Source organism: Microbacterium testaceum StLB037 (genome assembly GCF_000202635.1).
Taxonomy (GTDB): domain Bacteria; phylum Actinomycetota; class Actinomycetes; order Actinomycetales; family Microbacteriaceae; genus Microbacterium; species Microbacterium testaceum_F.
The window spans coordinates 1547449-1571546 of the sequence record NC_015125.1 but is presented as its reverse complement, the minus strand read 5'-3'; the positions used below and the strand labels follow the sequence as shown (position 1 = coordinate 1571546).

The 24098-nt window shown below is 70.6% G+C and carries 19 protein-coding genes; 12 read left to right on the top strand and 7 right to left on the bottom strand.

Annotated features, from left to right (window positions below; all coding sequences use genetic code 11):
• Positions 1–33 precede the first annotated feature (33 nt).
• Both MTES_RS07190 and nucS read right to left on the bottom strand, forming a co-directional pair.
• Positions 34–3807: a carboxypeptidase regulatory-like domain-containing protein gene (locus MTES_RS07190; protein WP_013584564.1), complete on the bottom strand. Its 3774-nt coding sequence runs from the start codon at positions 3805–3807 to the stop codon at positions 34–36.
• A gap of 637 nt (positions 3808–4444) precedes the next feature.
• The gene (gene nucS, locus MTES_RS07180) at positions 4445–5140 is read right to left on the bottom strand and encodes an endonuclease NucS (RefSeq protein ID WP_013584562.1); all 696 of its coding nucleotides are present in this window, start codon (positions 5138–5140) and stop codon (positions 4445–4447) included.
• Between the two features lie 148 nt (positions 5141–5288).
• On the opposite strand from nucS, the gene MTES_RS18440 reads away from it, so the two are divergent.
• Positions 5289–6707: a biotin carboxyl carrier protein gene (locus MTES_RS18440; RefSeq protein WP_013584561.1), complete on the top strand. Its 1419-nt coding sequence runs from the start codon at positions 5289–5291 to the stop codon at positions 6705–6707.
• Here MTES_RS18440 and MTES_RS07170 read toward each other — a convergent pair.
• Positions 6704–7942 (bottom strand): MFS transporter, encoded by a 1239-nt coding sequence (locus MTES_RS07170; protein ID WP_043362376.1) that lies wholly within the window; start codon positions 7940–7942, stop codon positions 6704–6706. The genes MTES_RS18440 and MTES_RS07170 overlap by 4 nt on opposite strands.
• Positions 7943–8020: 78 nt before the next feature.
• On the opposite strand from MTES_RS07170, the gene MTES_RS07165 reads away from it, so the two are divergent.
• The 7 genes from MTES_RS07165 (at position 8021) to mnhG (ending at position 15478) form a co-directional block, all read left to right on the top strand.
• Complete coding sequence (locus MTES_RS07165) at positions 8021–9070, top strand: LacI family DNA-binding transcriptional regulator (RefSeq protein WP_013584559.1); 1050 nt, start codon at positions 8021–8023, stop codon at positions 9068–9070.
• 98 nt (positions 9071–9168) lie between these two features.
• The gene (locus MTES_RS07160) at positions 9169–12096 is read left to right on the top strand and encodes a Na+/H+ antiporter subunit A (protein ID WP_013584558.1); all 2928 of its coding nucleotides are present in this window, start codon (positions 9169–9171) and stop codon (positions 12094–12096) included.
• Positions 12093–12668, top strand: a complete 576-nt coding sequence (locus tag MTES_RS07155) for a Na(+)/H(+) antiporter subunit C (RefSeq protein WP_013584557.1) — start codon at positions 12093–12095, stop codon at positions 12666–12668. Before MTES_RS07160 ends, MTES_RS07155 begins: the two co-directional genes overlap by 4 nt.
• Positions 12665–14221 carry a Na+/H+ antiporter subunit D gene (locus MTES_RS07150; RefSeq protein WP_013584556.1) on the top strand — a complete coding sequence of 519 codons (1557 nt, stop codon included), beginning with the start codon at positions 12665–12667 and terminating at the stop codon, positions 14219–14221. The genes MTES_RS07155 and MTES_RS07150 overlap by 4 nt, the downstream gene beginning before the upstream one ends.
• A complete protein-coding gene (locus tag MTES_RS07145) occupies positions 14218–14826 on the top strand; it encodes a Na+/H+ antiporter subunit E (RefSeq protein WP_013584555.1) in 609 nt (202 codons plus the stop codon). The genes MTES_RS07150 and MTES_RS07145 overlap by 4 nt, the downstream gene beginning before the upstream one ends.
• Positions 14823–15101 carry a monovalent cation/H+ antiporter complex subunit F gene (locus tag MTES_RS07140; protein ID WP_013584554.1) on the top strand — a complete coding sequence of 93 codons (279 nt, stop codon included), beginning with the start codon at positions 14823–14825 and terminating at the stop codon, positions 15099–15101. The genes MTES_RS07145 and MTES_RS07140 overlap by 4 nt, the downstream gene beginning before the upstream one ends.
• Complete coding sequence (gene mnhG / locus MTES_RS07135) at positions 15098–15478, top strand: monovalent cation/H(+) antiporter subunit G (RefSeq protein ID WP_013584553.1); 381 nt, start codon at positions 15098–15100, stop codon at positions 15476–15478. The genes MTES_RS07140 and mnhG overlap by 4 nt, the downstream gene beginning before the upstream one ends.
• A gap of 13 nt (positions 15479–15491) precedes the next feature.
• Here the strand turns inward: mnhG and MTES_RS07130 are convergent, their stop codons facing one another.
• The 4 genes from MTES_RS07130 to MTES_RS07115 form a co-directional block, all read right to left on the bottom strand.
• A complete protein-coding gene (locus MTES_RS07130) occupies positions 15492–17168 on the bottom strand; it encodes an FAD-binding dehydrogenase (RefSeq protein WP_013584552.1) in 1677 nt (558 codons plus the stop codon).
• A gap of 70 nt (positions 17169–17238) precedes the next feature.
• The gene (locus MTES_RS07125) at positions 17239–17781 is read right to left on the bottom strand and encodes an SRPBCC family protein (RefSeq protein WP_013584551.1); all 543 of its coding nucleotides are present in this window, start codon (positions 17779–17781) and stop codon (positions 17239–17241) included.
• Between the two features lie 166 nt (positions 17782–17947).
• Positions 17948–18646, bottom strand: a complete 699-nt coding sequence (locus MTES_RS07120) for an ABC transporter ATP-binding protein (RefSeq protein ID WP_013584550.1) — start codon at positions 18644–18646, stop codon at positions 17948–17950.
• A gap of 25 nt (positions 18647–18671) precedes the next feature.
• Positions 18672–20132 (bottom strand): ABC transporter permease, encoded by a 1461-nt coding sequence (locus tag MTES_RS07115; protein WP_013584549.1) that lies wholly within the window; start codon positions 20130–20132, stop codon positions 18672–18674.
• A gap of 120 nt (positions 20133–20252) precedes the next feature.
• Here MTES_RS07115 and MTES_RS07110 point away from each other — a divergent pair, with 120 nt between their 5' ends.
• The 4 genes from MTES_RS07110 (at position 20253) to MTES_RS07095 (ending at position 24054) form a co-directional block, all read left to right on the top strand.
• Complete coding sequence (locus MTES_RS07110) at positions 20253–20987, top strand: response regulator transcription factor (RefSeq protein ID WP_013584548.1); 735 nt, start codon at positions 20253–20255, stop codon at positions 20985–20987.
• Entirely contained in the window at positions 20984–22438 is a 1455-nt protein-coding gene (locus tag MTES_RS07105; protein WP_013584547.1) for a sensor histidine kinase, read from the top strand. Before MTES_RS07110 ends, MTES_RS07105 begins: the two co-directional genes overlap by 4 nt.
• Before the next feature lie 177 nt (positions 22439–22615).
• Entirely contained in the window at positions 22616–23698 is a 1083-nt protein-coding gene (locus tag MTES_RS07100) for a serine hydrolase domain-containing protein (protein WP_043362365.1), read from the top strand.
• Complete coding sequence (locus MTES_RS07095; RefSeq protein WP_013584545.1) at positions 23695–24054, top strand: hypothetical protein; 360 nt, start codon at positions 23695–23697, stop codon at positions 24052–24054. Before MTES_RS07100 ends, MTES_RS07095 begins: the two co-directional genes overlap by 4 nt.
• The last annotated feature ends 44 nt before the right edge of the window (positions 24055–24098 follow it).

Genomic DNA, 24098 nt, shown 5'->3' with positions numbered 1-24098 from the left:
GCGCGATCGAGCGTCGGTGTCAGGGCACGACGGTCACCACGGGGCGATCGGCCCCGTGGCGACCGCGGAGGTCCGGGAGGGAGCGGGCCGCATCGTCAGGTCGATGCGCTGCGTCTGTTTGCCTGCGGTGACGGTCACCCCGGAACGACAGGCTTCGACGAACGTCGCGGGCGACCCGACGGGGCGCGCGCAGACGGTGTAGCTGCCGGGAGGGGCCTCGATGGCGTAGCCACCGGGTGAGCCCCCATCCGACCTGCCGGTCGTGACGGTGCGACCGGCCCCGTCCTTCACCGTGACCAGAGTGGAGACCCACGTCGTGGCACCCTTCGTCGGCGCGGCAGCGACGCGACCGCTGATGATGCCCGCCCGCCCGAGTTCGGTGAGGGGAGCCGAGACGGTGGCGCCCGCGGCGACCTTGATCACGGCGGCCTCCTCGCGGGTGCGACCGGTCGATGCCCACCCGGGCGCGTAGGAGGACGCCGAGTCGAGGTCCGCTCGCGTGAACTGCACGCGATACGAGCCCGCGGGAAGACCCTCGAAGCGATACGAGCCGGTCTCGTCCGTCCATCGCCCGCCCATCGATTCGGTGTCACCGTCGCGCCACAGCACCACCGCGATCCCGCTCGACGCGTTGGCCACCTTCCCCTGGAGGACTCCCGTCCGCGGCGTCGTGAAAGTCATTGCCTGGGTACCCGCCTTCGCGGTGAAGGTCCGCGTCGCGAGGACCGCTCCGCTGGGGAGCCGCACGTCGATGCGATACGACGTGCCGGCGCGCAGGCTGGACGCGAAGGAGAACGCGCCGAGCGAGTCGGTGCGGATCGTCACAGCGCTCCCGCGGTCCTGCACGGCGGGGACACGATCGAGGGGAGTGAGCTGAATGATCGCCGAGGCGACCGCCGTTCGGTCGATGGCATCCAGGACCTTCCCCGTGACCGAGGCGTCGCCCACGGCGAGAGCGAACGACACGGAGGACGTCTCACCCGCGCGCACGGTGATCTTCTTCGCCGTCAGGTTCGAGGTGCCGCCGTACCAGGTGTCGACGACACCGGCGGAGGTCGATGATCCGAACACGCGATAGGTGCCGACGGGGACGGCGAACGAGCTCGTCATCGAGTTCGAACCGGTGCTGCTGCGTGAGGGGTCGTACACGCGCCCGCCGGAGCTCACGAGGACGATCCGCGCGGAGTAAGACGCGCCGGTCGCGGTGACGGTCAGCGCCCCCGCGGTGCCTCTCGGCGTGGCGTCGAAGGTGCCCAGGTCGATGACCTTGCCGCCGGCCACGGTGAACCGCTGAGCCGTGTCGGTCGTGACCGCGCCCCCGAGATAGACCCCGTCGACGGATGCCGTGTACGTCCCCGGTGCGAGCGCGTCGATCCGCACGGACGAACCCGGGGTGCCACCCGCGCTCGCCGTGTACTGCGCGGTTCCGTCGACCCAGCGATAGAGCTGAAGGCCGCGATACGTGGAGGAACCGGGTCCCGAGGGAAGGGCGGCGACGACCGTTCCCCCGGAGAGCGCCACGAGGTTCTTCGTGACCGCGGTCGAGGCCACATCGAACGCGACGGCTGTGCCTGAATCGGCGCCTCCACCCGACCAGGTCGACGTCAGTCCGCTGCCGTCGGCCGGGGTGAACTGCGCGGTGTAGGACCCCGCGATCACCCCGCGCAGGCGGTAGCGCCCGTCGGCTCCGACGGTCGCCGCTGCCGAGTACCCGCCCTGCGGCGAGCTGAGTCGAACTGTGCCCCCGGAGGCCGGTGCACGGGTCCCGTCCACGGTGACCGACCCCGAGACGGTCACCCCGGGAACCTTGACGTCGATCTTCGCGGTCTTGGCGACCGTGACGAACGTCGCTCCGGCGAGAATGCTCGTCGAACCCGCATAGATCATTCCGCCGCCCGCTCCCACGCCCGCCGTGACATCGCCCGAGACGCCCACGACGGTGTATCCACCTGCTGCGTCGGTCGTCGCCGAGCCGACACGGGTGGCGGTCCGCGAGTACAGCGTCACGGGTGCCCCGGCCATCGGGGAGCCGTCGGCGTACCGCACGGTTCCTGACACGGTGGCCCCGGCCGCCAGCGTCATGTTCGCCGTCACGTCGCGCCGGGAGCCGGAGTCGACGGTGAGGGCGCTCGCGGTGGCCAACGACGGCTTGTCGTTGTAGTACTCGGGCAGCAGGTCACCCGTGGGGGGCTTCGCGTGCAGCGTGTACGTTCCCGGGGACAGTCGCGGGAAAGAATAGGTGCCGGTCGACGCGGTGGTCGTCTGCTGCGTCCACTGCCACGACCCGTCGTCGCTGCGGCGGTAGACCTCGATCGTCACGCCGGCGACAGGTGCACCACCCGATCGCCCGATGGTGCCCGAGAGGGAGCTCGAGCGTGCGAGGCTCGCATCGATCCCGGATTGATCCTGCCCGCTCGCGAGTGTCACGGACTGGGCACGCGCGAAGTCGGTCGCGTCCTTCCACCACTCATCGAGGACGGGGGCTTGCCACGAGCTGAACCTGACCTTGAACGATCCAGCCGGAAGCCCGGTCACGATGTACCGTCCATCGGAGCCGACCTGCCCCTGGAACGACGTACCCCATTCGTTCGAGGTGGGCACCGCCGAGACGGCGATCTGATCCGCGCGCACTCCCTCCGGCACGGTGATCGTGCCCGAGATCGACGCGGACTTTCGCAGCTTCACGTCGACTCCGGTGATGTTCCGAGACCCGAGCACCATCGCCGTGGCGGAGTCGAAGTCGGGCTTTTCCTTCCACCACTGGGTGAGGACGTTGAGCCTGTCCGCCGAGAAGCGGAGCTTGTACGTGCCCGGCTCCAATCCATTCAGCACGTACGTACCGCCGGGCGATGCCATCGTGCTCGCTTTCGGCGACCATGGCTGATCCAGGGTGTACGCCGACACGGAGACGTCCATGCTGGACCCCGTGACCCCGGCGGGGAGAGTCACAGTGCCCGAGATCGTGTGCGACAGGGCAAGTGCCGCGTTCACGCCCGCCCGTTTCTCGCCCGCGGCGACCGTTACGGGCTTCGCGGATGCGGCATCCCTTGCGTCGTCCCACCATTCGGGAATCACCGGGAGGTCGAAGGACGTGAATTTCACGATGTACGAGCCGGCAGGAAGGCCGGTCAGCGTGTAAGCCCCGTTCTGGTCGGCCGCCGCGCTGGCAGCGTTGCGCCACGGCTCACTCGGAGTGGACGCGGTCACCCACACGTGTCCCTGACCCGCGGGCACTCCCTGGGGAAGGGTCACCGTGCCGGAGATGGTGGCCGAAGCGGCGAGACGCGCATCGACCCCGGTCCGAACCTCGCCGGCCTTCACCGTGAGCGGCGTCGCCGATGCGAAATCGGGGGCATCGTTCCACCACTCGCTCAACGCCGGGATGCCGTACGCGGAGAACTTGACCTTGTAGGTGCCGGCGGGGACGTTGGTCACGGAATACGTGCCGTCCGCCCCGAGTCGGACGGCGCCGACGGATGAATACTCCGACGTGGTCGGGGCGACCGTGACCATGAGGGAACCGAGGGGCGCGGCGACGCCGTCCGGGAGGCTGACGCGGCCCGAGATCGTCGCGCCGTTCGCCAGGGAGGCATTGACGCCGACCCGCTTCTCCCCCGCGGCGACGGTGACGACCGTCGCTGAGGAGTAGTCCGGCTTGTCGTTCCACCACTCCGGCACCAGCGTGCCCGACGGCGAGAAGTTGAGCTTGTAGCCGCCTGCCGCGAGGCCCGTCACGCTGTAGCTGCCGTCCGAGAGGACGACGGTCGATCCCACCATGGTGTAACCGGTCTCGGAGTAGACCTGCACGCCGATCGTGGACTGGTCGGGCGATGTTCCGGCGGGAAGGGAGACGCGGCCCGAGATGCTCGCGGTACCGGAGTCCGGAGCAGGAGCGGCAGGCGCCGTGGTGGGAGTCGCCGTCGGGCGGGTCGTGGGCGTCGGTTTGGGGGTGCGCGTCGGCGTCGCACTCGGGGCGGGTGTCGCTGTCCGCGTTGGTGTAGGTGTCGGCGTGGCTGTCGGCGTCGGCGTCGGCGTCGGCGTCGGCGTCGCGGAGCGGGTCGGGACCGGTGCCGAGCTGGCGGAGGGACTCGGCGTTCGCGTCGGCGCAGCGGACGGGACGCGAGTGGGCTCGACCGTCGGACTCGGGGAGGCGGACCTGGTGGGCGAAGGGGGCGCGGCCGTGGCCGTTGCTCCCGCCGAGTCGGGCGTCTCGGCGGAGGCCGCGGGCGCCGCGAGCATCGAGCCCACGAGAGTGAACCCGACCACGGTTGTGATCAAGGCACGCAGCAATGACCGCGCAGGTGCGCGCATGTTCCCCCCCGGGCGGCCTCGCGGCCGGCAGCGCGGGTTTCGGGACCCGCGGTTCAGCGCGGAAGCGCCTCCCGCTGGCTAAGTCATATCGCAACCTGGGAGTCGGCTGCAAGCTTGGCTGTCTGCGCGCCGCTCAGAACAGGCGCGGAGCCCCCGAATCGATGCCCTTCATCTCGTCGTAGTCGAGGGTGAGGCACCGGATGCCGCGGTCCGTCGCGAGCACGCGGGCTTGCGGCTTGATCTCCTGAGCGGCATACACACCGGTCACGGGGGCGAGCAGGGGGTCGCGGTTCAGCAGCTCGAGGTAGCGCGTGAGCTGCTCGACGCCGTCGATGTCGCCGCGGCGCTTGACCTCGATCGCGACGGTGCCGCCGTTGTCGTCGCGCAGCAGCAGGTCGACCGGGCCGATCGCGGTGGGGTACTCGCGTCGGACGAGGGTGAGCCCCTCGCCGACGACGGACACCTGCTCGGCGAGCAGGCGCTGGAGGTCCGCCTCGACGCCGTCCTTGATGAGGCCGGGGTCGATGCCCAGGTCGTGGGACGTGTCGTGGATGACCTCGTGGATCCGCACGAGGAGAGCGTCTCCGGTCTTCGCGTGCGTGACGCGCCAGCGCTCGATCACGCCGTCCTCGACGTCGGCCTCGTCGGGTTGCTCCAGGGTGAGCGAGCAGGGCGGGCTCATCCAGTTCAGCGGCTTGTACGAGCCGCCGTCGGAGTGGACCAGCAGCGATCCATCCCCCTTGTGCACGAGCAGACGGGTGGCGAGGGGGAGATGCGCGTTGAGACGGCCGGTGTAATCGACGGAGCAACGGGCGATGACGAGACGCACCCGTCGAGCCTAATCGCCCCGCGCGGGAGCCGCCGGGCTGTTCGGGATCGTTCGGGAATGCCGTTCGGCCCCAATCCGCGCCCGCGGACTGTCTAGCGTGACGAGCAGGGGGGCCCGGATCCGGCGGCTCCGGATCACAAGGATGCCCATGTCGCTCTTCTCGAGACTGTCGCGCGCCGGCGTGGCGGTCGGTCTCGGCGTTTCCGCCGTTCTCGTGGCGGGGGTCGTCGCCGCCGCTCCCGCGACGGCCGATGTCTCGACACCCCCTCCCTCGACGGCGACTCCCGTCCCCACCGCCACCGGTGCGGTGGCACCGGTGACCGTCGCGCCGTCCGCCACCCCCTCTTCGTCACCCGCCCCGACCTCCGAGCCTCTCCCGACCTCCGCCCCCCTCCCGACGGGCGATGCAGCGGCGGCGAAGACCGTCACGATCTCGGGCCGTGTGGTCTTCGACAAGCGCACGACGACGGCGCAGCGGGCGGCGGTCGTCGTCTCCGCCACCCCGGCCGGAGGCGTGCCGGTTCCGGATGCCAAGGTGAAGTACGACGCGAAGGCGGGCACGTTCCGCATCTCGGACGTTCCGCGCGGGACGTACAGCGTCTTCAGCCGAATGGAGCTGGCGGACGGGTGGTTCGCGCCCACGCCCTACGAGATCGTCGTGGACGCGACGACCAAGAACGTCTCGGACGTCACGATCGACTACAGCGCCGCGCGCGGGGGCCTCGCGACGGAGCTGCTCATGTTCGACGAGTCCGTGCTCGTGAGGAAGCTGCGCGTCGTGGCGACCGATGTCTCCACGAAGGCGGAGACCGAGCTCGACCTCATCGGGGGTGGACTCGGCGGGGTCTACAACGAGACCATCCTCCCCACCGGCACGAAGGTCACCGTGCGCGCTCAATACACCGACGGCCGTGTCGTCTACTACGACGGGACCGCGAAGGGGACGAGTGATCCCGCTCGTGCGGTCGCCGTCTCGATCGGCATGTGGTCGTTCACCCGTCTGACCTTCGACTGGGCCGCAGCCGCGGCTCCGAAACTCGCCTCGTCGACGCCGACCGTCTCGGGCACCGCCCGCGTCGGACGCGCGTTGACGGCCACCACGGGGGTGTGGGCGAGAGGCGCGACGCTGACGTATCAGTGGTCCGCCGACGGCGTGGCGGTGCGGGGGGCCACCGCCACGTCGTTCACCCCGGGTGCCGCACAGAAGGGCAAGGCCATCACCGTGACGGTCACCGGGAAGCTCGCGGGCTACACGTCGGTGTCGAGGACGTCGAAGCCGACGTCGGCGGTGGCCGCCGGCATCCTGACCGCTCCCACCCCGACGATCCGCGGGACCGCGCGGGTCGGGACGACGCTGACCGCGGTCCCCGGGACGTGGACGAGCGGGACGACCCTCAGCTATCAGTGGTTCGCGAACGGGACGAAGATCCGCGGGGCGACGTCCGTGTCGTTCACGCCGACCACCGCGCAGCGCGGCGCGAAGCTCACCGTCGCGGTGACCGGGACGAAGGCCGGATACGCCTCGAAGACCGCGACGTCGAAAGCCACGACCGCGGTCGCACGTTAGCCCCGCCGAGCCTTCTCCGGCTCGTCGCTGGTCGCGGGAAGCGGCTTGGCCGCCCCCGAGAAGAGCCCGGATGCCACGATCAGCCCGACCACGATGAACAGCGTCGGCAGCAGCCCGATGTGGTCTCCGATCCAGCCGAGGATCGGGGGACCGCAGAGGAAGGCGATGTAGCCGATCGTCGCCGCGGCCGCGACGCGTGAGGCGGCCTTCGCGGGGTCGTCGGCGGCGGCCGACATGCCGATCGGGAAGCCGAGCGACGCGCCGAGGCCCCAGAGGGCGGCGCCGATGAAGACGAGCGGGCCGAAGGGCGCGACGATGAACAGCAGGAGGCCCGCGGCGGCGGTCGCGGCGAGCACGCGCAGGACGACCACCCGGCCGAGCCGGTCGACCACCGGCCCTCCCGCGATGCGACCGACCGTCATGGCCACCGAGAAGACCGCGAGGACAGCGGGACCGGCCTCTTCGGGGGCGCCGTGGCCGAAGACCACGGCCGAGGGGAGCCAGTCGTTCGCGCTGCCCTCGGCGAAGGCCATGCCGAGCATGATGACGCCGAGCGTGTAGGTGCGCGGCTCCTTCCACGCCTGCAGCGAGGTGGCGAGACGCTCGCGCCAGTGGGCGCGCTCCTCCTCCACGGGCGCGTCCATCGCGACCTCGCGGCGGGGGACGTTCGCGATCGAGACGAAGGCCACCACGAGGATCACGACCGCCATGGCGACGCAGTGCGCCAGGACGGGGATCCCCATGCTCACGGCCACGAACCCGAGGCCGGCGCCGATGACGGTGCCGAAGCTGAAGAAGGCGTGCAGGAGTGGCATGATCGTGCGGCCGGTGGCCTTCTCGAGCGCGGCTCCCTCGACGTTCATCATCACGTCGACCGCGCCGTTGCCCAGACCGAACAGGGCGAGACCCACGAGGGCGACCCCGAACACCTGCAGCGCGTCGGCGCCGAAGCCGATGATCGCCAGACCCACGCCGACCAGCACGAGAGCCGTGAGCATGCCTGCGCGGGCGCCGAGGCGCGCGAGGACGGCGGGGGCGACCGAGAGTCCGATGATGGATGCCACCCCCATGCCGAGCAGCAGCAGACCCACGCCGGAGTTCTCGATGTCGAGCGAGGCGCGGATCGCGGGGACGCGTGACGCCCAGGTCGCGATGCTCAGTCCGCTCGCCAGGAAGATCGCGCAGATCGCGATGTGCCAGCGCACGAGCTGGGAGCGGGTGAGGGCGGTGTCCATGCGCATCACTGTACCGAATCGATTCGACGTGAATCGAATCGATTCGGAAACAGGGCGTGTCGCGGGTACGATCGCCCCGTGAGCACGCGCCGAGCGACCATCAGCGACGTCGCCCGGGCAGCGGGCGTCTCGGCGTCGACCGCGTCGGTCGTCTTCAGTGGCAAGACCCCCACGTCCGAGTCGACGCGCGCTCGCGTCCTCGCGGCGGCGGCGGAGCTGGGGTACACCGGCCCGGATCCTCGCGCCGCCTCCCTGCGTCGCGGGAGGTCCGGCATCGTCGGCGTGGTCTTCGACGAGCACCTCCGCACCGCGTTCCTCGACCCGGTCACCACCCACATGATGGACGGCCTCGCCGACGGCGTCTCCCGTCTGGGGGCGGCCCTGCTGCTGCTCCGAGATGACGGCGAGACGGTGAGCGAACCCTCCCTCCACACCGCACCGATCGACGCCGCCGTGCTGATCGGGTGCAGCCCGCGCATGCGCGACTCTCTCGAGATCGTGCGAGCCCGCGGCATCCCGGTCGTCGTGATCGAGGGCGACGCGGGAGACGGCGTCCCCCGCGTGCTCCTCGACAACGTCGAGGCCCAGCGCGAGGCCGCGCGCCACCTCGCCGATCTGGGGCACCGCGACGTCGCCATCGTCACGCTGCCGACGGATGCCGCCCGCCACCGCGGATGGATCACCGATGACGCGGAGGTCCGTGTCGACGTCACGGCCGATCGGCTCGCGGGGGCTCGGGAGATCTTCCCCGAGGCGCCCGCGCTCGCCGCGGCGATGAGCTCGATCGACGAGGGCATGATCGCGGGCCGGACCATCTTCTCCGACCCCGAGCATCGCCCGACCGCCGTGATCGCGCAGAGCGACATGATCGCCGCCGGGGTGATCCGCGCGGCCGAGGAAGCCGGATTGCGGGTGCCGCAGGACGTCAGCGTGACCGGCTTCGACGGTGTCGTGGTCGACGGGCTCGCCCCCCACGTGCTCACGACGCTCGTCCAGCCGGCGACCGCCAAGGGTCGTGCGGCGGGCGAGGCGGTGGCCGCGATGCTCGAGGACGAGCCGCCCTCGGGCCTCGATCTCGCCTGCACCTTCCGCGTCGGCACGACGACCGCCGCCCCGCCTACCACATGACCCTCGCCGGTACGCGGACTCTCATGCTCCGCATAGAATAAGAAGAGACACCCCGAGAGCCGAGGCCCTGCGCCCGTCGACCCCGAGGAGGCCCCACCTTGTTGGCACTCCTCAGCGCGTTCACTTTGGTCCCTCTCGTCCTCCCCTGGCTCGTGAGTCGCATCGGAGCCCGCGCGTTCTACGTCGCGGCGCTCCTGCCGGCGATCGCCTTCGCGCAGGCGATCGTGGCGGCTCCGGCCGTGTTCGCCGGCGACATTCCCTTCGAGGAATACCAGTGGATCCCCGCGCTCGGGGTCTCGCTGTCGATGCGGATGGACGTCCTGAGCTGGCTCCTCACGCTCGTGGTGACGGGTGTCGGTGCGCTGGTCATGCTCTATTGCCGCTGGTACTTCCGCGGCAAGACGCAGGGAGTGGGGCAGTTCTCTGCGGTGCTGCTCGCCTTCGCCGGGGCGATGTACGGCCTCGTGCTCACCGACGACATCGTCGTGCTGATCATGCTGTGGGAGGTCACGAGCGTCCTCTCGTACCTGCTCATCGGGTACTACCACGGCCGTGCGGCCAGTCGCCGAGCGGCACTGCAGGCCCTGCTCGTGACGACCCTCGGCGGGCTCGTCATGCTGATCGGCGTCGTCCTGATCGTCGTGCAGTCGGGCACCGCGAGCCTCTCGACGATCCTCGCCGATCCGCCCACCGGCACCGTCGTCGACATCGCCGTGCTCCTACTCCTCGTCGGCGCGCTGAGCAAGTCGGCGATCTTCCCCTTCCACTTCTGGCTCCCCGGCGCCATGGCCGCTCCCACCCCCGTGAGCGCGTACCTTCACGCCGCGGCGATGGTGAAGGCCGGCATCTACCTCATCGCGCGGCTCTCGCCCGCGTTCGCCGAGACGCCGTTCTGGCGCCCCACGCTCATCACCCTCGGCGTGTTCACCATGCTGCTGGGCGGGTTCCAGGCGCTGCGCGAACGCGACCTCAAGCGCATCCTCGCCTTCGGCACGGTCAGCCAGCTCGGCTTCCTCACCGTCATGCTCGGCTATGGAACGAGGGATGCCGCCCTCGCCGGCGTCGCGCTCCTGCTCAGCCACGCGCTGTTCAAGTCATGCCTCTTCCTCGTCGTCGGCGTGATCGACCGGCAGCTCTCCACGCGTGACATCGGCGAGCTCTCGGGCCTCGGCCGACAGGCGCCGGTCATGGCGACCGCGTCCTTCATCGCCATCGCGTCGATGGCCGGTGTCGTCCCGACGCTCGGATTCGTCGCGAAGGAGACGGCGCTCACCGCGCTGCTGCACGAGGCGGAGGCCGGGGCCGGATGGGGCATCGTCGCCCTGGCCGGGATCGTGCTGGGGTCGGCGTTGACGGCGGCGTACGGCATCCGTTTCCTCTGGGGGGCGTACTGGACCAAGCGCGACGTCGAGAAGACCGATTGGCCCGATCCCCCGATGGGCTTCCTCGCGGCACCCGTGCTGCTGGCCGCGGCGTCGCTCGTCCTCGGATTCCTCGCCCCGATCGTCGACCACTGGCTCGCGCCGTATGCCGACGGTCTGCCCGAGGCCACGCCCGGCATCGCCGCGCCGGACTACCCATATCACCTCGCGCTCTGGCACGGTCTCGAGCCCGCGCTGTTCATCTCGCTCGGCACGCTCGCCCTGGGCGCGGCGATCTTCTGGGTCGTCCGCAAGACGCAGCTGCACAAGCGGCGGCGGGTGCTTCCGTTCACCGCGAACGACCTCTACAACGGCGTGCTGCGGGGCATCGACCACTCGTCCGAGTGGGTCACGGCGCGATTCCAGCGGGGGTCGCTGCCGTTCTACGTCGGCACGATCTTCGTCGTGCTCGTCGTCGCCGAGGGAACAGCGCTGCTCGCCTCGAAAGAGTGGCGCGCACAGCTGGACGCGTGGCAGTCGCCCGCGCAGCTGATCGCGGCGCCGCTCATGATCGCCGCCGGCATCCTCGCCGTGCGGGCCCGCAAGCGCTTCACGGGCGTGGCGCTCGTGTCGGTGACCGGTCTCGGCATGGTCGTGCTGTTCGCGACGAGCGGCGCTCCCGACCTCGCCCTCACCCAGGTGCTCATCGAGACGGTGACCCTCGTGGTGTTCGCCCTCGTCCTGCGACGGCTCCCGGCTCGCATGGGCGAGCAGAACGCGTCCGTCGCCCCGATCGCCCGTGCCGTCCTCGGTGCCGGCGTCGGCCTCACGATGGCCCTCGTCGCGATCGTCGCGACCGGAGCCCGTCAGGACCTCCCCATCTCGCTCGAGTGGCCGCCGCTGGCGTACGAGATCGGCCACGGACGCAACGTCGTCAACGTCGCGCTGGTCGACCTGCGCGGGTGGGACACGATGGGGGAGCTGTCGGTGCTCGTCCTGGCCGCCACGGGTGTGGCATCCCTCGTCTTCATCACCGATCGCAGCGACAACCTCGCCCGTCGCTCGGGAACCGCTCGCGCTCGCGTGGGCTTCGGTCGCCGCCGCCCCCTGGTCGAGACCGAGGACGGCGTCCGGGCGCAGCGCGTCGGGGAGACGGGCGCGCCGCGCGCGTGGCTCATCTCGGGCGCGAAGGTGCAGCCCGAGAACCGGTCGATCCTGCTCGAGATCATCGTCCGAGTGCTCTTCCACTCGATCATGATCGTGTCGCTGTACCTGCTCTTCGCCGGGCACAACCTGCCCGGCGGTGGCTTCGCCGGTGGTCTCGTCGCGGGCATGGGCCTGGTCATGCGGTACATCGCGGGCGGCCGTTGGGAATTGGGGGCGGCAGCGCCCACCGACGCCGGGCGACTCCTGGGGGCGGGCATGGCGATCGCCGTGCTGTGCGCGCTCGTGCCGATGTTCTTCGGTTTCGCTCCGCTGCAGAGCTTCACGTTCGAGGGCGAGCTCCCGCTCATCGGGCACTGGGAGTTCGTCACCAGCACGATCTTCGACGTCGGGGTGTACCTCGTCGTGATCGGTCTCGTGCTCGACGTGCTGCGCAGCCTCGGGGCCGAGGTCGACCGGCAGTCGCTCCACCCCGAAGACGCGGAGGTGGTGCCCTCGTGACCATCTCGCTCGTCCTCGTCATCGTCATGGCGGTGCTCTTCGCGTGCGGCGTGTACGCGATGCTCGAGCGCAGTCTGACCCGCGTGCTCATCGGCTTCCTCCTTCTCGGCAACGCGGCGAATCTGCTGCTGCTCGTCGTCATGGGCGCGCCGGGCGTCGCCCCGTTCTACGACGGGGGAGAGACGGATGCCGCCGACATGTCGGACGCGCTCCCGCAGGCGCTCACGCTCACCGCGATCGTCATCACGTTCGGCATCTCCGCGTTCCTGCTCGCTCTGATCTACCGTTCGTGGCAGCTCGGACAGGCCGACACCGTCATCGACGATGCCGACGACGTGGCCCTGCGCACGCGCACGGCCGACGAGCCCGAAGACGCGATGGACGAGGAGTCCCGGTCCGACGACGAGGACGTCACCACCGACTTCGTGGGCGATGTGGCCTCGCCGATCCGCGTCCTGCACCAGGGGGATCTGTCGCAGCTCGTCGACGACGCCCCGGTCGATCGGGTGGCCGTGCGCCGTCCCGACGACGAAGACGACTCCCGCGATACCCAGGATGGTGATCGCCCGTGAGCGCCCTCGTCCCCTTGCTCGTCGGCATCCCGCTCATCGGGGCCGCGATCAACCTCATCTTCGGCCGTCGCAAGAAGACGCAGATCGTGGTGTCGGTCGCGGCGCTGACCGCGGTGCTCGTCCTCGGAGCGATCCTGCTCGTCGAGGTCGACACGAACGGCCCGCTCGCCGTCGCGATCGCCGGGTGGGACATCCCCTTCGGCATCGTGCTGTACGTCGACGTCCTCGCGGCGCTCCTCGTGGTCGTGACGAGCATCGTGCTGCTCGCGGTTCTGCTCTTCTCGATCGGCCAGGGCGCGGCCGACAACGACGAGGACACCCCGGTCTCGATCTTCTACCCGGCGTATCTGATCCTCGGCGCGGGCATCTTCAACGCGTTCATCGCGGGCGACCTGTTCAACCTCTACGTCGGCTTCGAGATCCTGCTCGTCGCCTCGTACGTGCTGATCACGCTCGGCGGCACGGAGTCGCGCATCCGCACGGGCGTGGTCTACATCGTCGTGTCGCTGGTGTCGTCGATCCTCTTCCTCGCCGCGATCGCGATGGTCTACGGCGCGCTCGGCACCGTCAACATGGTGCAGATCAGCGAGCGCATGGCGCTGCTGCCCCAGGACACGCAGACGATCCTGCACCTCATGCTGCTTCTCGCGTTCGCGATCAAGGCCGCGGTGTTCCCGCTGTCGTTCTGGCTGCCCGACTCGTACCCGACGGCTCCCGCTCCCGTGACGGCGGTGTTCGCGGGCCTGCTCACCAAGGTCGGCGTGTACGCGATCATCCGCACCGAGACGCAGCTGTTCGTCGACAACGACCTGAACTTCCTGCTGATGATGGTCGCGCTGTCGACGATGATCGTCGGCATCCTGGGCGCCGTCGCGCAGGCCGAGCTCAAGCGCATCCTGTCGTTCACGCTGGTCAGCCACATCGGCTACATGATCTTCGGACTGGCGATCAACACCCCGCTCGCGGTGGGAGCGACGATCTACTACATCGTCCACCACATCATCGTGCAGACGACCCTGTTCCTCGCCGTCGGCCTCATCGAGCGCCGCGCGGGAAGCACGTCGATCCTCAAGGTGAAGGGCCTCATGCGCGCGGCCCCCCTGCTCGCGGTGCTCTACTTCATCCCGGCGATCAACCTGGGCGGCCTGCCGCCGTTCTCGGGCTTCATCGGCAAGTACGCCCTCTTCGACGCCGCTGCGCAGGTGGGCACCCCCGTGATGATGGTGCTGATCGTGGGCGGCATTGCGACGTCGATCCTCACGCTGTACGCCCTCATGCGGGCGTGGAACCTCTCGTTCTGGCGCGAGAACGACGACTCCACCGAGACGCTCGAGCGCATCGCGTACCTCGGCAATGCGCCCGCCGCGGCGATCTCGACCGAGCGCCGCACCATCCCGCGGATCATGACGCTCGCGACGGTGGGAATGGTCGCCGTGACCGTCTCGCTGACCGTCTTCGCGGGTCCGCTGCTCGACATGTGCCTGCGGGCGGGCGTCACCATCACCGATGGCGTGAGTCTCGTGCAGCTGCAGGAACAGGCGGGGCAGCAATGAGCCCGTCGCGTCGGTCGCAGATATCCCTCTTCCTGCATCAGCTGCCGTTCCTGGTGTGGCTCGTCGCCCTCTGGATGATGCTGTGGGGGCAGTTCACCTGGCTCGCCTTCCTCACGGGTCTCGCCGCGGCGATCTTCGTGACGCGCGTCTTCCGTCTGCCGCCGGTGGAGCTGTCGGGGCGCATCAACCTCTGGTACGGCCTGATCTTCGTCGTCACCTTCCTCGGTGCCGTCATCCGTGGTTCGCTCATCGTCGCGTGGCAGGTGCTCGACGTCCGTCGGCAGCCGGGAGCGGCGATCATCGCCGTCCCGCTCCGCGTGGACGACGACGTGATCATGGCGCACACGGCGGTCACGGCATCCCTCATCCCGGGCTCCCTCATCGTCGATGTCGACCGCGAGAACCGCACGCTCTACCTGCACACCATCGGCGTGCGGAGCGATGAGGATGCCGAGCACCAGCGCCGTGTCGTGCTCGGGTGGGAGGCGCGCATCACGCGCGCCGTCGGTTCGAAGGAAGAGCTGCAGGAGCTGCGCGCGCGGATCGCGGACAGCTCCGCGCACCACGCGACCGATTCGCCCCGAGAGGGGAGGACCCCCCTGTGACCCCCGTGACCACCGTCCTCGTCGTCGTCATCCTTCTCGTCTTCGCCGTGGCGGCCGTTCTGGCGCTCATCCGCCTCGTGATCGGCCCATCGATCCTCGACCGCGCGGTCGCGGCCGACGTGCTGCTGACCGAGGTGGTCTGCATCCTGGGTGCCGACATGGTGATCAACCATCACACGCGGTCGCTGCCGGCGATGCTCATCATCGCTGCGGTGGGTGTGTTCGGGTCGATCGCCGTCGCCCGGTTCGTCGCGCGGAAGGAGAATCCGCGATGACCCTCGAGAACGTGCTCGACATCCTCGCGCTGATCCTCGTCCTCATCGGCGCGATCCTCTGCCTCACCGCGACCATCGGTCTGCTGCGGTGGAAGGACGTGCCGACCCGTCTGCACGCGGCGACGAAGCCGCAGGTGCTGGGCGTGCTGCTCATCGTCGTGGCGGTCGAGCTCGCTCTGCGCTCGTGGGAGGCGCTGGCCTTCGGCATCCCGATCGTGCTCATCCAGTTCGCCACGGCGCCGCTCGCGGCGCACATGGTCGGCCGGGCGGCGTACCGCAACCGCACGACCGATGAGGAGAACCTCTACGTCGACGAGCTGAACCACAGCACGGAGCAGCCGGGCGGCACGCACACGGAGTCACGGCCCGAGAGCTGAGCGGATCCGCCGCTCAGAGCGTCGCGGCGAGGGAGCGGCCGACCGTGCGGCCCGTGAAGAGGCAGCCGCCGAGGAAGGTCCCCTCGAGCGCGTTGTAGCCGTGTGCGCCGCCGCCGCCGAACCCGGCCGCCTCGCCCGCGGCGTAGAGGCCCTCGATCGGGCGGCCCTGGTCGTCGAGCGCGCGGCCCCGCAGATCGGTCTGGATGCCGCCGAGCGACTTGCGCGTGACCACCCACAACCGCACGGCGATCAGCGGACCGTGGTCGGGGTCGAGCAGCGCGTGGGGCTTGGCCGTCCGGAAGATGCGGTCGCCGAGGAAGCGTCGGCTGTTGCGGATCCCCATCGCCTGCACGTCCTTGGAATACGGGTTCACGAGCTCGCGGTCGCGTGCCACGACCTGTTCGCGCACGGCATCCGGATCCAGGAGGTCGTCGCCCGTCAGGTCGTTCATGCCGCGCACGAGGTCTTCGAGGGTGTCGGCGACGACGAAGTCGGCCCCCTTGCTCTTGAACGCCTCCACGGGTCCCGGGGCCGTCCGCCCGAGCCGGCTCCGCAGCAGCAGCGCGCGGTCGCGGTTCGTGATGTCGGGATTCTGCTCGGAGCCGGAGAGGGCGAACTCCTTCTTGATGATCGACTGGTCGAGGACGAACCACGAGTAGTCGTAATCCGCGATGTCGGGAGTCGTCCGCAGGAGCCGCAGGGTTCCGAGCGTGTCGTACCCCGGGAGTCCGGGCGCCGGAAGGCGACGGCCCCGCGCGTCGAGCCAGAGCGACGACGGCCCCGGCAGGATGCGGATCGCGTGCCCGGGCCAGATGGGATCCCAGTTCTGCACGCCCTCGGTGTAGTGCCACATGCGGTCGCGGTTCACGAGGCGCACGCCCTGGTCGGCGGCGATGTCGAGCATGCGCCCGTCGACGTGGGCCGGAACACCGGTGACCATCTTCTTCGGGGGCGTTCCCAGACGCTCCGGCCACCACCGGCGGACGCGTTCGTGATCCCCGCCGATGCCACCCGTCGCGATCACGACCGCCTGCGCCGACAGCTCGAACGTCGACACGACCTCGCGCGACGACGAGACACCCCGCGGAGAGTCGTCCGGCGCGAGGACCGACCCGTGGATGCCGGTGACCCGGCCGTCGGTGAAGGTCAGGCCGTCGACGCGATGACGGAAGCGGAAGACGACCTGTCCCGTTTCGGCGGCCGCCCGCGCCCGGTCGGCGAAGGGCTCCGAGATCCCCGTTCCGGTGCCCCACGGCACGTGGAACCGGGGGACGGAGTTGCCGTGGCCGCGCGCCGACAGCGATCCGCGTTCCGCCCAGCCGACCACCGGGGTGAATCGCACGCCGTGCTCCTGCAGCCAGGCGCGCTTCTCGTCGGCGGCGAACTCGACGTAGGCGCGGCCCCAGCGCTGCGCCCACTCGTCCTCCGGGTGCTCGCCGTCGAGGCGATCCCATCCGGCCGAGCCCTGCCAGTCCTGCCACGCGAGGTCGAACGAGTCCTTCACACCCAGTCGGCGCTGCATCGGGGAGTCGACCAGGAAGATGCCGCCGAACGACCAGAACGCCTGGCCACCGAGGTTGGCGGCGTTCTCCTGATCCACGATGACGACGCGCTTTCCCGCGCGCACGAGTTCGCTGCTCGCGACGAGACCGGCGAGCCCTCCGCCGATGACGATGACGTCGGCATCCATTCGATCCCCCTTCCCCGCGTCGTCGGCGACACGTCCGGGGAGATTCTCTCTCAGGCCGGGTGCATCCGGGTCAGATGTCGGCTTCCCGCACGTCCTCCTGGGCCTGGGGAGAAGGAGTGCCCTCCTCCGGATCGGGCGTCTCCGTGCGGTGGTCGAGCTCGCGCGCTTCGCGCTCCTCGCGCCGCCCCTCGGCCAGGAACGCCAGGCGGTTGAGGCACTCGTGATTGCGCGCGACGAGGAGGGGCTTCCACAGCACCCCGGGCAGGATCGACGCCGCACCCGTCACGGGCTCCTCGGCGATGGTGACCGCGATGCCCTCCTCGTGCGGCCGGACGTCGATGCGGATGACTCCGCGGCCCAGGATGCCGGCCTCCGGGCGCAGCCGCAGGCGTCGGGGCGGGTCCCACTCGACCATTTCCGTCTGGTCGTGGATCATCACGGGCCAGACTCCGAGCGAGTGGTGGATCCGCGTGCCCTCCTTCGGCCACTCCTCGTCGACGTCGCGCATCCGCGCCGCGCCGACGACCCACACGGGGTAGAGCCAGCCGTCGGACAGCACCGCGAAGAGGTCGTCGGGCGTGCAGCGCATGAGGCGGGTGTTGCGGGCGGCCATGGCATCCCTCCGGTCGGCGTGTTTCGACTGTAGGGGGAGGGTGCCGGGAAGGCGGCGGGACTTGACGGGCTGGGTGGGGGTCCGGTCCCTTCGACAGGCTCAGGGACCTCGACGGGCTCAGGGACCTACGAGGAGGTGGCTGAGCCCGTCGAAGCCACCGGGCGCCTCAGCCGCGCGTGATGTCGCTGACCCGGCCGCCCGCGAGGCGCAGGCGCCGGCGTGCGCGCCGCGCCACGGCGGAGTCGTGCGTCACGACCACGAGGGTCAGCCCCTCGAGGTTCAGCGTCTCGAGCACGTCGAGGATCTCGTCGCGCATGCTCTCGTCGAGGTTGCCGGTCGGCTCGTCGGCCAGGAGGACCCGGGGCTGCTTCGCGATCGCGCGGGCGATCGCCACGCGCTGCTGCTGCCCGCCCGACAGCTCGCCGGGGCGGTGGTCGTGGCGGTCGGCGAGGCCCACCCGGGTGAGGGCGTCGGCGATGCGGCGCAGCCGTTCGGGGCGGTCCAGCTTCAGGGGTTCCAGGCCCATGTCGACGTTCTCCGCGGCGGTGAGCGTGGGGATGAGGTTGAAGCCCTGGAAGACGAAGCCGATCTCCTCCGCGCGCAGGCGACTCAGCTGCGCGTTCGAGGCCTGCGCGATGTCGACGTCGCCGAGCATCACCGAGCCGTTCGAGGGGCGGTCGAGGGCGCCGAGCATCTGCAGCAGCGTCGACTTGCCGCCGCCGGTCGGCCCCTGGATGGTGACGAAGTCGCCCGCGTCGATCTCGAGATCGATTCCGGCGAGGGCCTGCACGGTCCGTTCGCGCTGACGATAGGTACGGGTGACGCCCTGCAGACGGTACGCGGTCGCTGTGGCGGTGAGGGTCATGATGTCTCCTTCGAGGGGATGCCGGTCACGCGACCGAGCGGAGGGCGGCGGCGGGGCTGAGGCGCGCAGCGCGCCATCCGCCGAAGGCACCGGCGAGGACGCCGCCGAGGACGGCGATCCCGACCGCGGCCACGATGATCACCGGGGTCACCGGTGCGTAAAGGACGATGTCGGTGGCCTGGGCGGCGGCCTGGCCGAATCCGCCCGGGCCGCCCATGCCACCCCCGCCGGGACCGCCGTCGCCACGGCCCGAGGCCTGGCTGCTGACCGAGATCGTCGGCGAGATGACGTTGACGAGCAGGATGCCGCCGAGCCCGAGGATCAGCCCCGCGACCCCGCCGAGAAGCCCCTGCGTCAGCGACTCGCCCGCGACCTGCCGCACGATGCGACCGTTCGACCAGCCGATGGCCTTGAGGGTGCCGAACTCGCGGGTGCGGCGTGCGACGCCCGAGATCGTGAAGAGGACGGCGAGCGAGAGGGCCACCAGCAGCACGACCGCCGAGAGCCAGGTCCCGAGGTTCGAGATCAACGCCGAGGCGCTCGAGAGCGAACCCGAGACGGTCGAGGCGAGCTCGGACTGCGAGCTGACGGTGGCGTCGGGAAGCGCGGCCGTGATCTCGCTCTGCACGGAGCCGATGGCATCCGCGGAATCGGCCTGCACGTAGACCGTGGAGACCACGCTGCCCACTCCCGCGAGGGCCTGAGCGGTATCGAGGGGGAGGTAGACGTTCGCGGCGGTGTCGGCGTCGGACGACGTCGAGGCGACGATCCCGACGATCTGCATCGCGGTGCCGCCCACGTCGAGCGTGCCCCCGACCGCGAGGGAGGCGCTCGTCGCGTAGGTCGCGTCGATGACGGCGACATCCGTGCCGGCGTCGGACGCGGTGAGGGCGCGGCCCTCGCTGACGGTGACGGACGAGAGGGGACCGACGGATGCCGAGGGGTCGACGCCGAGGACGGTGAACGAGTCGACGCCGAAGGCACTGCCGCCGTCTCCGCCGGGACCGCCGCCGGCCGGCGGCTCTCCCATCTGCCCGCCCTCGCCCGTGCCGGACTGAGCGCTGCGATCCGGGACCTCGCCCGAGAAGGTCGTGTTCGTCAGCGACAGCGCGCCGGTCGCGGCGGTCACCCCGTCGAGGCCCGCGACCGTCGAGACGGTCGACGCGTCGAGCGTGCCGCGTCGCATGTCGGTCATCAGGCGCGACTGGCTGAGCGAGGTCGTGCCGTCCTGGGTCGCTCCGTCTTCCGCGCCGAAGTCGAAGCGCGCGCCGCCGCCCTGTCCGGGTTCGGTCTGCGCGCCGGTCACGGTCAGGTCGGTGCCGACGCCGTAGACCGACGACAGGGCCTGGGACTGCGCGTCGCGCACCCCCGCCGACAGGGCGTTCACGACGATGACGAGCGCGATGGCGATCGCGAGCCCGACCGCGACGATCACGGTCTGTTTGACGCGGCCGGCGAGTTCGCGCCGCAGGTAGGTGCCGTACATGCTTCTCCTTTCGGACGCGGGATGCGGCCGTGCCCCGAAGGTAGGAACGGCACCCTCACCGCTCCCTCACCGTTCCTATGAAGCGCGTATGTCCGGTGACAGCGGGGTCGGAGAGCGGGCATGCTGGCTCTCGTGACCTTCCGCCCCGCCCCCCTCACCCGTCCCGACGGGTCGCCGATCCGAGTCCTCGTCGTCGACGACGAGGCCAACCTCAGCGACCTGTTGCGCATGGCGCTGCAGAACGAGGGCTGGGACGCGCGCACCGCCGCCAACGGGCAGGAGGCGCTGAACGTCATCCGCGAGTTCGGCCCCGACCTCCTCGTGCTCGACATCATGATGCCCGGGCTCGACGGCATGGAGCTGCTGACCCGCATCCGGGCGGCCGGAAACGACGCCCCCGTGCTCTTCCTCACGGCGAAGGATGCCGTGGAGGACCGCATCGCGGGCATCTCGGCCGGAGCCGACGACTACGTCACGAAGCCGTTCAACCTCGAGGAGGTCGTCGTCCGCCTGCGGGGGATGGCGCGCCGGCACGTCGCGGCCATCGCCGACGCCGACCCGCGACTGCGCGTGGGCGACCTGTCGCTCGACGAGGAGTCGTACGAGGTCGAGCGGGGCGGCATCCCGATCAAACTCACCGCGAAGGAGTTCGAGCTCCTCCGCTACCTCATGCAGAATCCGCGCCGGGTGCTGAGCAAGGCGCAGATCCTCGATCAGGTCTGGAGCTACGACTTCGGCGGCAACGGCAGCGTGGTCGAGATCTACATCTCTTACCTGCGGAAGAAGATCGACAGCCTCGGCGAGCCCCTCATCCACACCGTCCGCGGCGTCGGCTACACGATCAAGGCGTCATGACCCGTTCCCGGTGGACGCTGCGTCGCACCCTCGTCGTCGGGACGAGCGTGCTCGTGGCGATCGCGTTCGTCGTGATGAGCCTGGCCACGATCGTGGCGTTGCGTTCCTTCGCCCTCGACCGTCTCGACCAGCAGGTGGTCGAGGGACTGTCGTTCGCCGTCGGGCGCGGGTCGTCCGAGCCGCGCCCCGCCCCGGACCAGCGGGAGGGGCAGAACCAGGGCCAGGATGCCGAACGCCCGGCGCCGCGGATCGGATCGCTGCAGGCGGTGGTCACCTCCGACGGGACCGTGCGCACCTCGAGCTACACGCGCAGCGATGGCACCCAGGTGCAGCTCACCGAGGATCAGGTGGCCCGCTTGCGCGCGGACGTGTCCACCGACCGGACACCCACCTCGATCGACCTCGGCGGTGACCTGGGGTCCTTCCGGGTCGCGGCCGCCGACGTCGACGGGACGACGGTGTTCGCCGGCAGCTCGCAGGCCGACGTGTCGGCGACGACGAGCGCGCTCACGGTGATCCTGCTGGCGGTGAGCGCGGCGACCCTGCTGATCGCCGTGTTCGGGCTCTCGTTCTTCGTCCGCCGGAGCCTGCGCCCGCTCGACAGGGTGGCCGACGTCGCCCAGCGCGTGTCCACGCTGTCGCTCAGCCAGGGAAGCGTCGACATCCCCGACCGGGTGGCCCCGACCGACACCGACCCGTCGACCGAGGTGGGTCGCGTGGGCTCCTCGCTCAACGACCTCCTCGGGCACGTGCAGTCCTCCCTCGCCGCGCGGCACCACAGCGAGGAACAGCTCCGGCGCTTCATCGCGGACGCCAGCCACGAGCTGCGCACGCCGCTCGCGAGCATCCGCGGCTACGCGCAGCTGTCGCTGGGCGAGGACGCCCCGATGACGCCGACCCAGGCGCGCTCGTTCGACCGGATCGAGTCGGAGGCCCAGCGCATGGCATCCCTCGTCGACGATCTGCTGTTGCTGGCCCGATTGGATGCCGGACAACCGTTGCGTCGCGACGAGGTCGAGCTCACGCTGCTCGCCGTCGACGCCGTGAGCGACGCGCACGCGGCGGATGCCACGCACGAGTGGCGTCTCGACGTGACCGACGACCTCATCTCGGTCACCGGGGACGAGAACCGCCTGCGGCAGGTGGTGGCGAACCTGCTCCGCAACGCCTCCACGCACACGCCGGCGGGAACGACGGTCACGCTGTCGCTCGGTCGCGAGGGGAGCGAGGCCGTGCTGCGCGTGACCGACACCGGCCCGGGAATCGACCCGGGGGTGGCGGGCCGGCTCTTCGACCGCTTCGCCCGCGCCGACGACGCGCGGAATCGGGATGCCGGGAGCACGGGGTTGGGGCTCTCGATCGCCGAGGCGATCACGGCGGCGCACGGGGGCACGATCTCGGTGGAGAGTGCGCCGGGGCGGACGGTGTTCGAGGTGCGGCTGCCGGTCTGAGGGGGTTCCGGTCCCTTCGACGGGCTCAGGGACCTGGGCCAGGAGGCGGCTGAGCCATCGGCTGAGGGCGGCGGAGGTGGCTGAGCCTGTCGAAGCCGCCGGAACGTGACACATGTCATGCCACCTCGTGACACCGCGACCCTGGCCGAGAACGGCGCCGCGCCCGAGGCTGGAACCATGACACGACGACGACTGCTCACGACCGCGGCGATGGTGGCGGCGCCCGCGATGACGCTCGCGATCGGTCTTCTCGCGATGCCGCGTCCGCCCGCGCTCTCCGAGCAGGTCACCGGCGATGCCGCGCTCGCCGCGGCCGTGCGCGGCGACCTCCTCGCCGCGGGCCAACGTCACGAAGCGGTCGTCGTGTCCATCGACGGCGATCGCACGCGGTTCGCAGGCTTCGGGGCCGACGAGCACACGCCGTTCGAGATCGGATCGGCGACCAAGACCATGACCGGGCTCCTGTTCCAGGACGCCATCGAGCGCGGCGAGCTGGCCGCCGAGGACCGCCTCGAGGGGTGTCTGCCCGAGCTGGCCGGCACTGCGGCGGGAGCGGTCCGTCTCGACGATCTCGCCACGCACACATCCGGGATGCCGCGTCTCCTCAGCGATCCGGGCTTTCAGGCCGACACGCTCGGCCGCAGTCTCCTCGGGCAGAATCCCTACACGCTCACCGTCGACGAGATGCTCGCCCTCACCCGCGCCGAGCGGGTCGGAGAGCCGGGGACGTTCGAGTACTCGAACCTCGGCACGGCCCTTCTCGGGCAGGCGATCGCGCGGTGCGCCGGGATGGACTATCCGACCCTCCTCTCGACCCGCCTGTTCGAGCCGCTCGGGATGACCGAGTCGACGGTGCCCGTGACCGCCGCCGACTTGCGTCCGATCGACACGCGCGGTTACAACGCGCAGGGCGTCGCGCAGGACCAGTGGGCCATCGGCGGGCACGCCCCCGCGGGCGGCGTGCGCTCCACCGCGCACGACATGACGCTCTTCGTCCGGGCGCTCCTGGACGGCACCGCTCCGGGCGCCTCCGCGATGGATCCGCGCCGGGAGACGGCATCCGGTCCGATCGGGTGGTTCTGGTTCACGCTCGACGTCGACGGCACCGCGATCACCTTCCACAACGGGCAGACCGGCGGATTCACCTCCGCGATCATGCTCGATCGGGCGGCCGGGCGAGCCGGGTTCGTGCTGGACGACACCGCGACGAACGTCGACGAGGTCGCCTACGCCATTCTGACGAAGGGAGCGGCACGATGAGCGCCGTCGTCCTCGCCGCGCTCCTCGTGGCCGTCGCCGTCCTCTTCGCCGTCCGGGCCTGGCTCGGCGGAAGGTTCTCGCACCGCGACCGCGTGATGGTCCTGGCCGAGGCCTTCGGGGTCGTGGTCGCGTTCGCGGCCGCGTCGCTGCTCGTGGACTGGACGCAGGCATCGCCCGCCCTCTGGGTCGTGGCGGTCGTCGTCGCGGCCGCGGGATCCGTCGGAGCCGTTCGCCGCTTCGCGGCCCTGCCGTGGCGGCGCACGCGGCGCCGCTGGCCGCTGCGGGTCGTGCGGCTGGGGCTCAGCGGCATCCTGGGCTCGGGTGTCGTGGCGCTCGCTGCGGTGATCGCGGCGTAGCCGGGAAGGGTCCTGGGGCGGCGGCGGACGAGGTCGGCCCGTTC

What these genes read in the sequence shown, in the direction of transcription:
- MTES_RS18440 (WP_013584561.1), top strand. Translation starts at nt 5,289, where the DNA reads ATGTCGCTCTTCTCGAGACTGTCGCGCGCCGGCGTGGCGGTCGGTCTC.
- MTES_RS07170 (WP_043362376.1), bottom strand. Translation starts at nt 7,942, where the DNA reads ATGGACACCGCCCTCACCCGCTCCCAGCTCGTGCGCTGGCACATCGCG.
- MTES_RS07145 (WP_013584555.1), top strand. Translation starts at nt 14,218, where the DNA reads ATGAGCCCGTCGCGTCGGTCGCAGATATCCCTCTTCCTGCATCAGCTG.
- mnhG (WP_013584553.1), top strand. Translation starts at nt 15,098, where the DNA reads ATGACCCTCGAGAACGTGCTCGACATCCTCGCGCTGATCCTCGTCCTC.
- MTES_RS07130 (WP_013584552.1), bottom strand. Translation starts at nt 17,168, where the DNA reads ATGGATGCCGACGTCATCGTCATCGGCGGAGGGCTCGCCGGTCTCGTC.
- MTES_RS07125 (WP_013584551.1), bottom strand. Translation starts at nt 17,781, where the DNA reads ATGGCCGCCCGCAACACCCGCCTCATGCGCTGCACGCCCGACGACCTC.
- MTES_RS07120 (WP_013584550.1), bottom strand. Translation starts at nt 18,646, where the DNA reads ATGACCCTCACCGCCACAGCGACCGCGTACCGTCTGCAGGGCGTCACC.
- MTES_RS07115 (WP_013584549.1), bottom strand. Translation starts at nt 20,132, where the DNA reads ATGTACGGCACCTACCTGCGGCGCGAACTCGCCGGCCGCGTCAAACAG.
- MTES_RS07110 (WP_013584548.1), top strand. Translation starts at nt 20,253, where the DNA reads ATGCTGGCTCTCGTGACCTTCCGCCCCGCCCCCCTCACCCGTCCCGAC.
- MTES_RS07105 (WP_013584547.1), top strand. Translation starts at nt 20,984, where the DNA reads ATGACCCGTTCCCGGTGGACGCTGCGTCGCACCCTCGTCGTCGGGACG.
- MTES_RS07100 (WP_043362365.1), top strand. Translation starts at nt 22,616, where the DNA reads ATGACACGACGACGACTGCTCACGACCGCGGCGATGGTGGCGGCGCCC.
- MTES_RS07095 (WP_013584545.1), top strand. Translation starts at nt 23,695, where the DNA reads ATGAGCGCCGTCGTCCTCGCCGCGCTCCTCGTGGCCGTCGCCGTCCTC.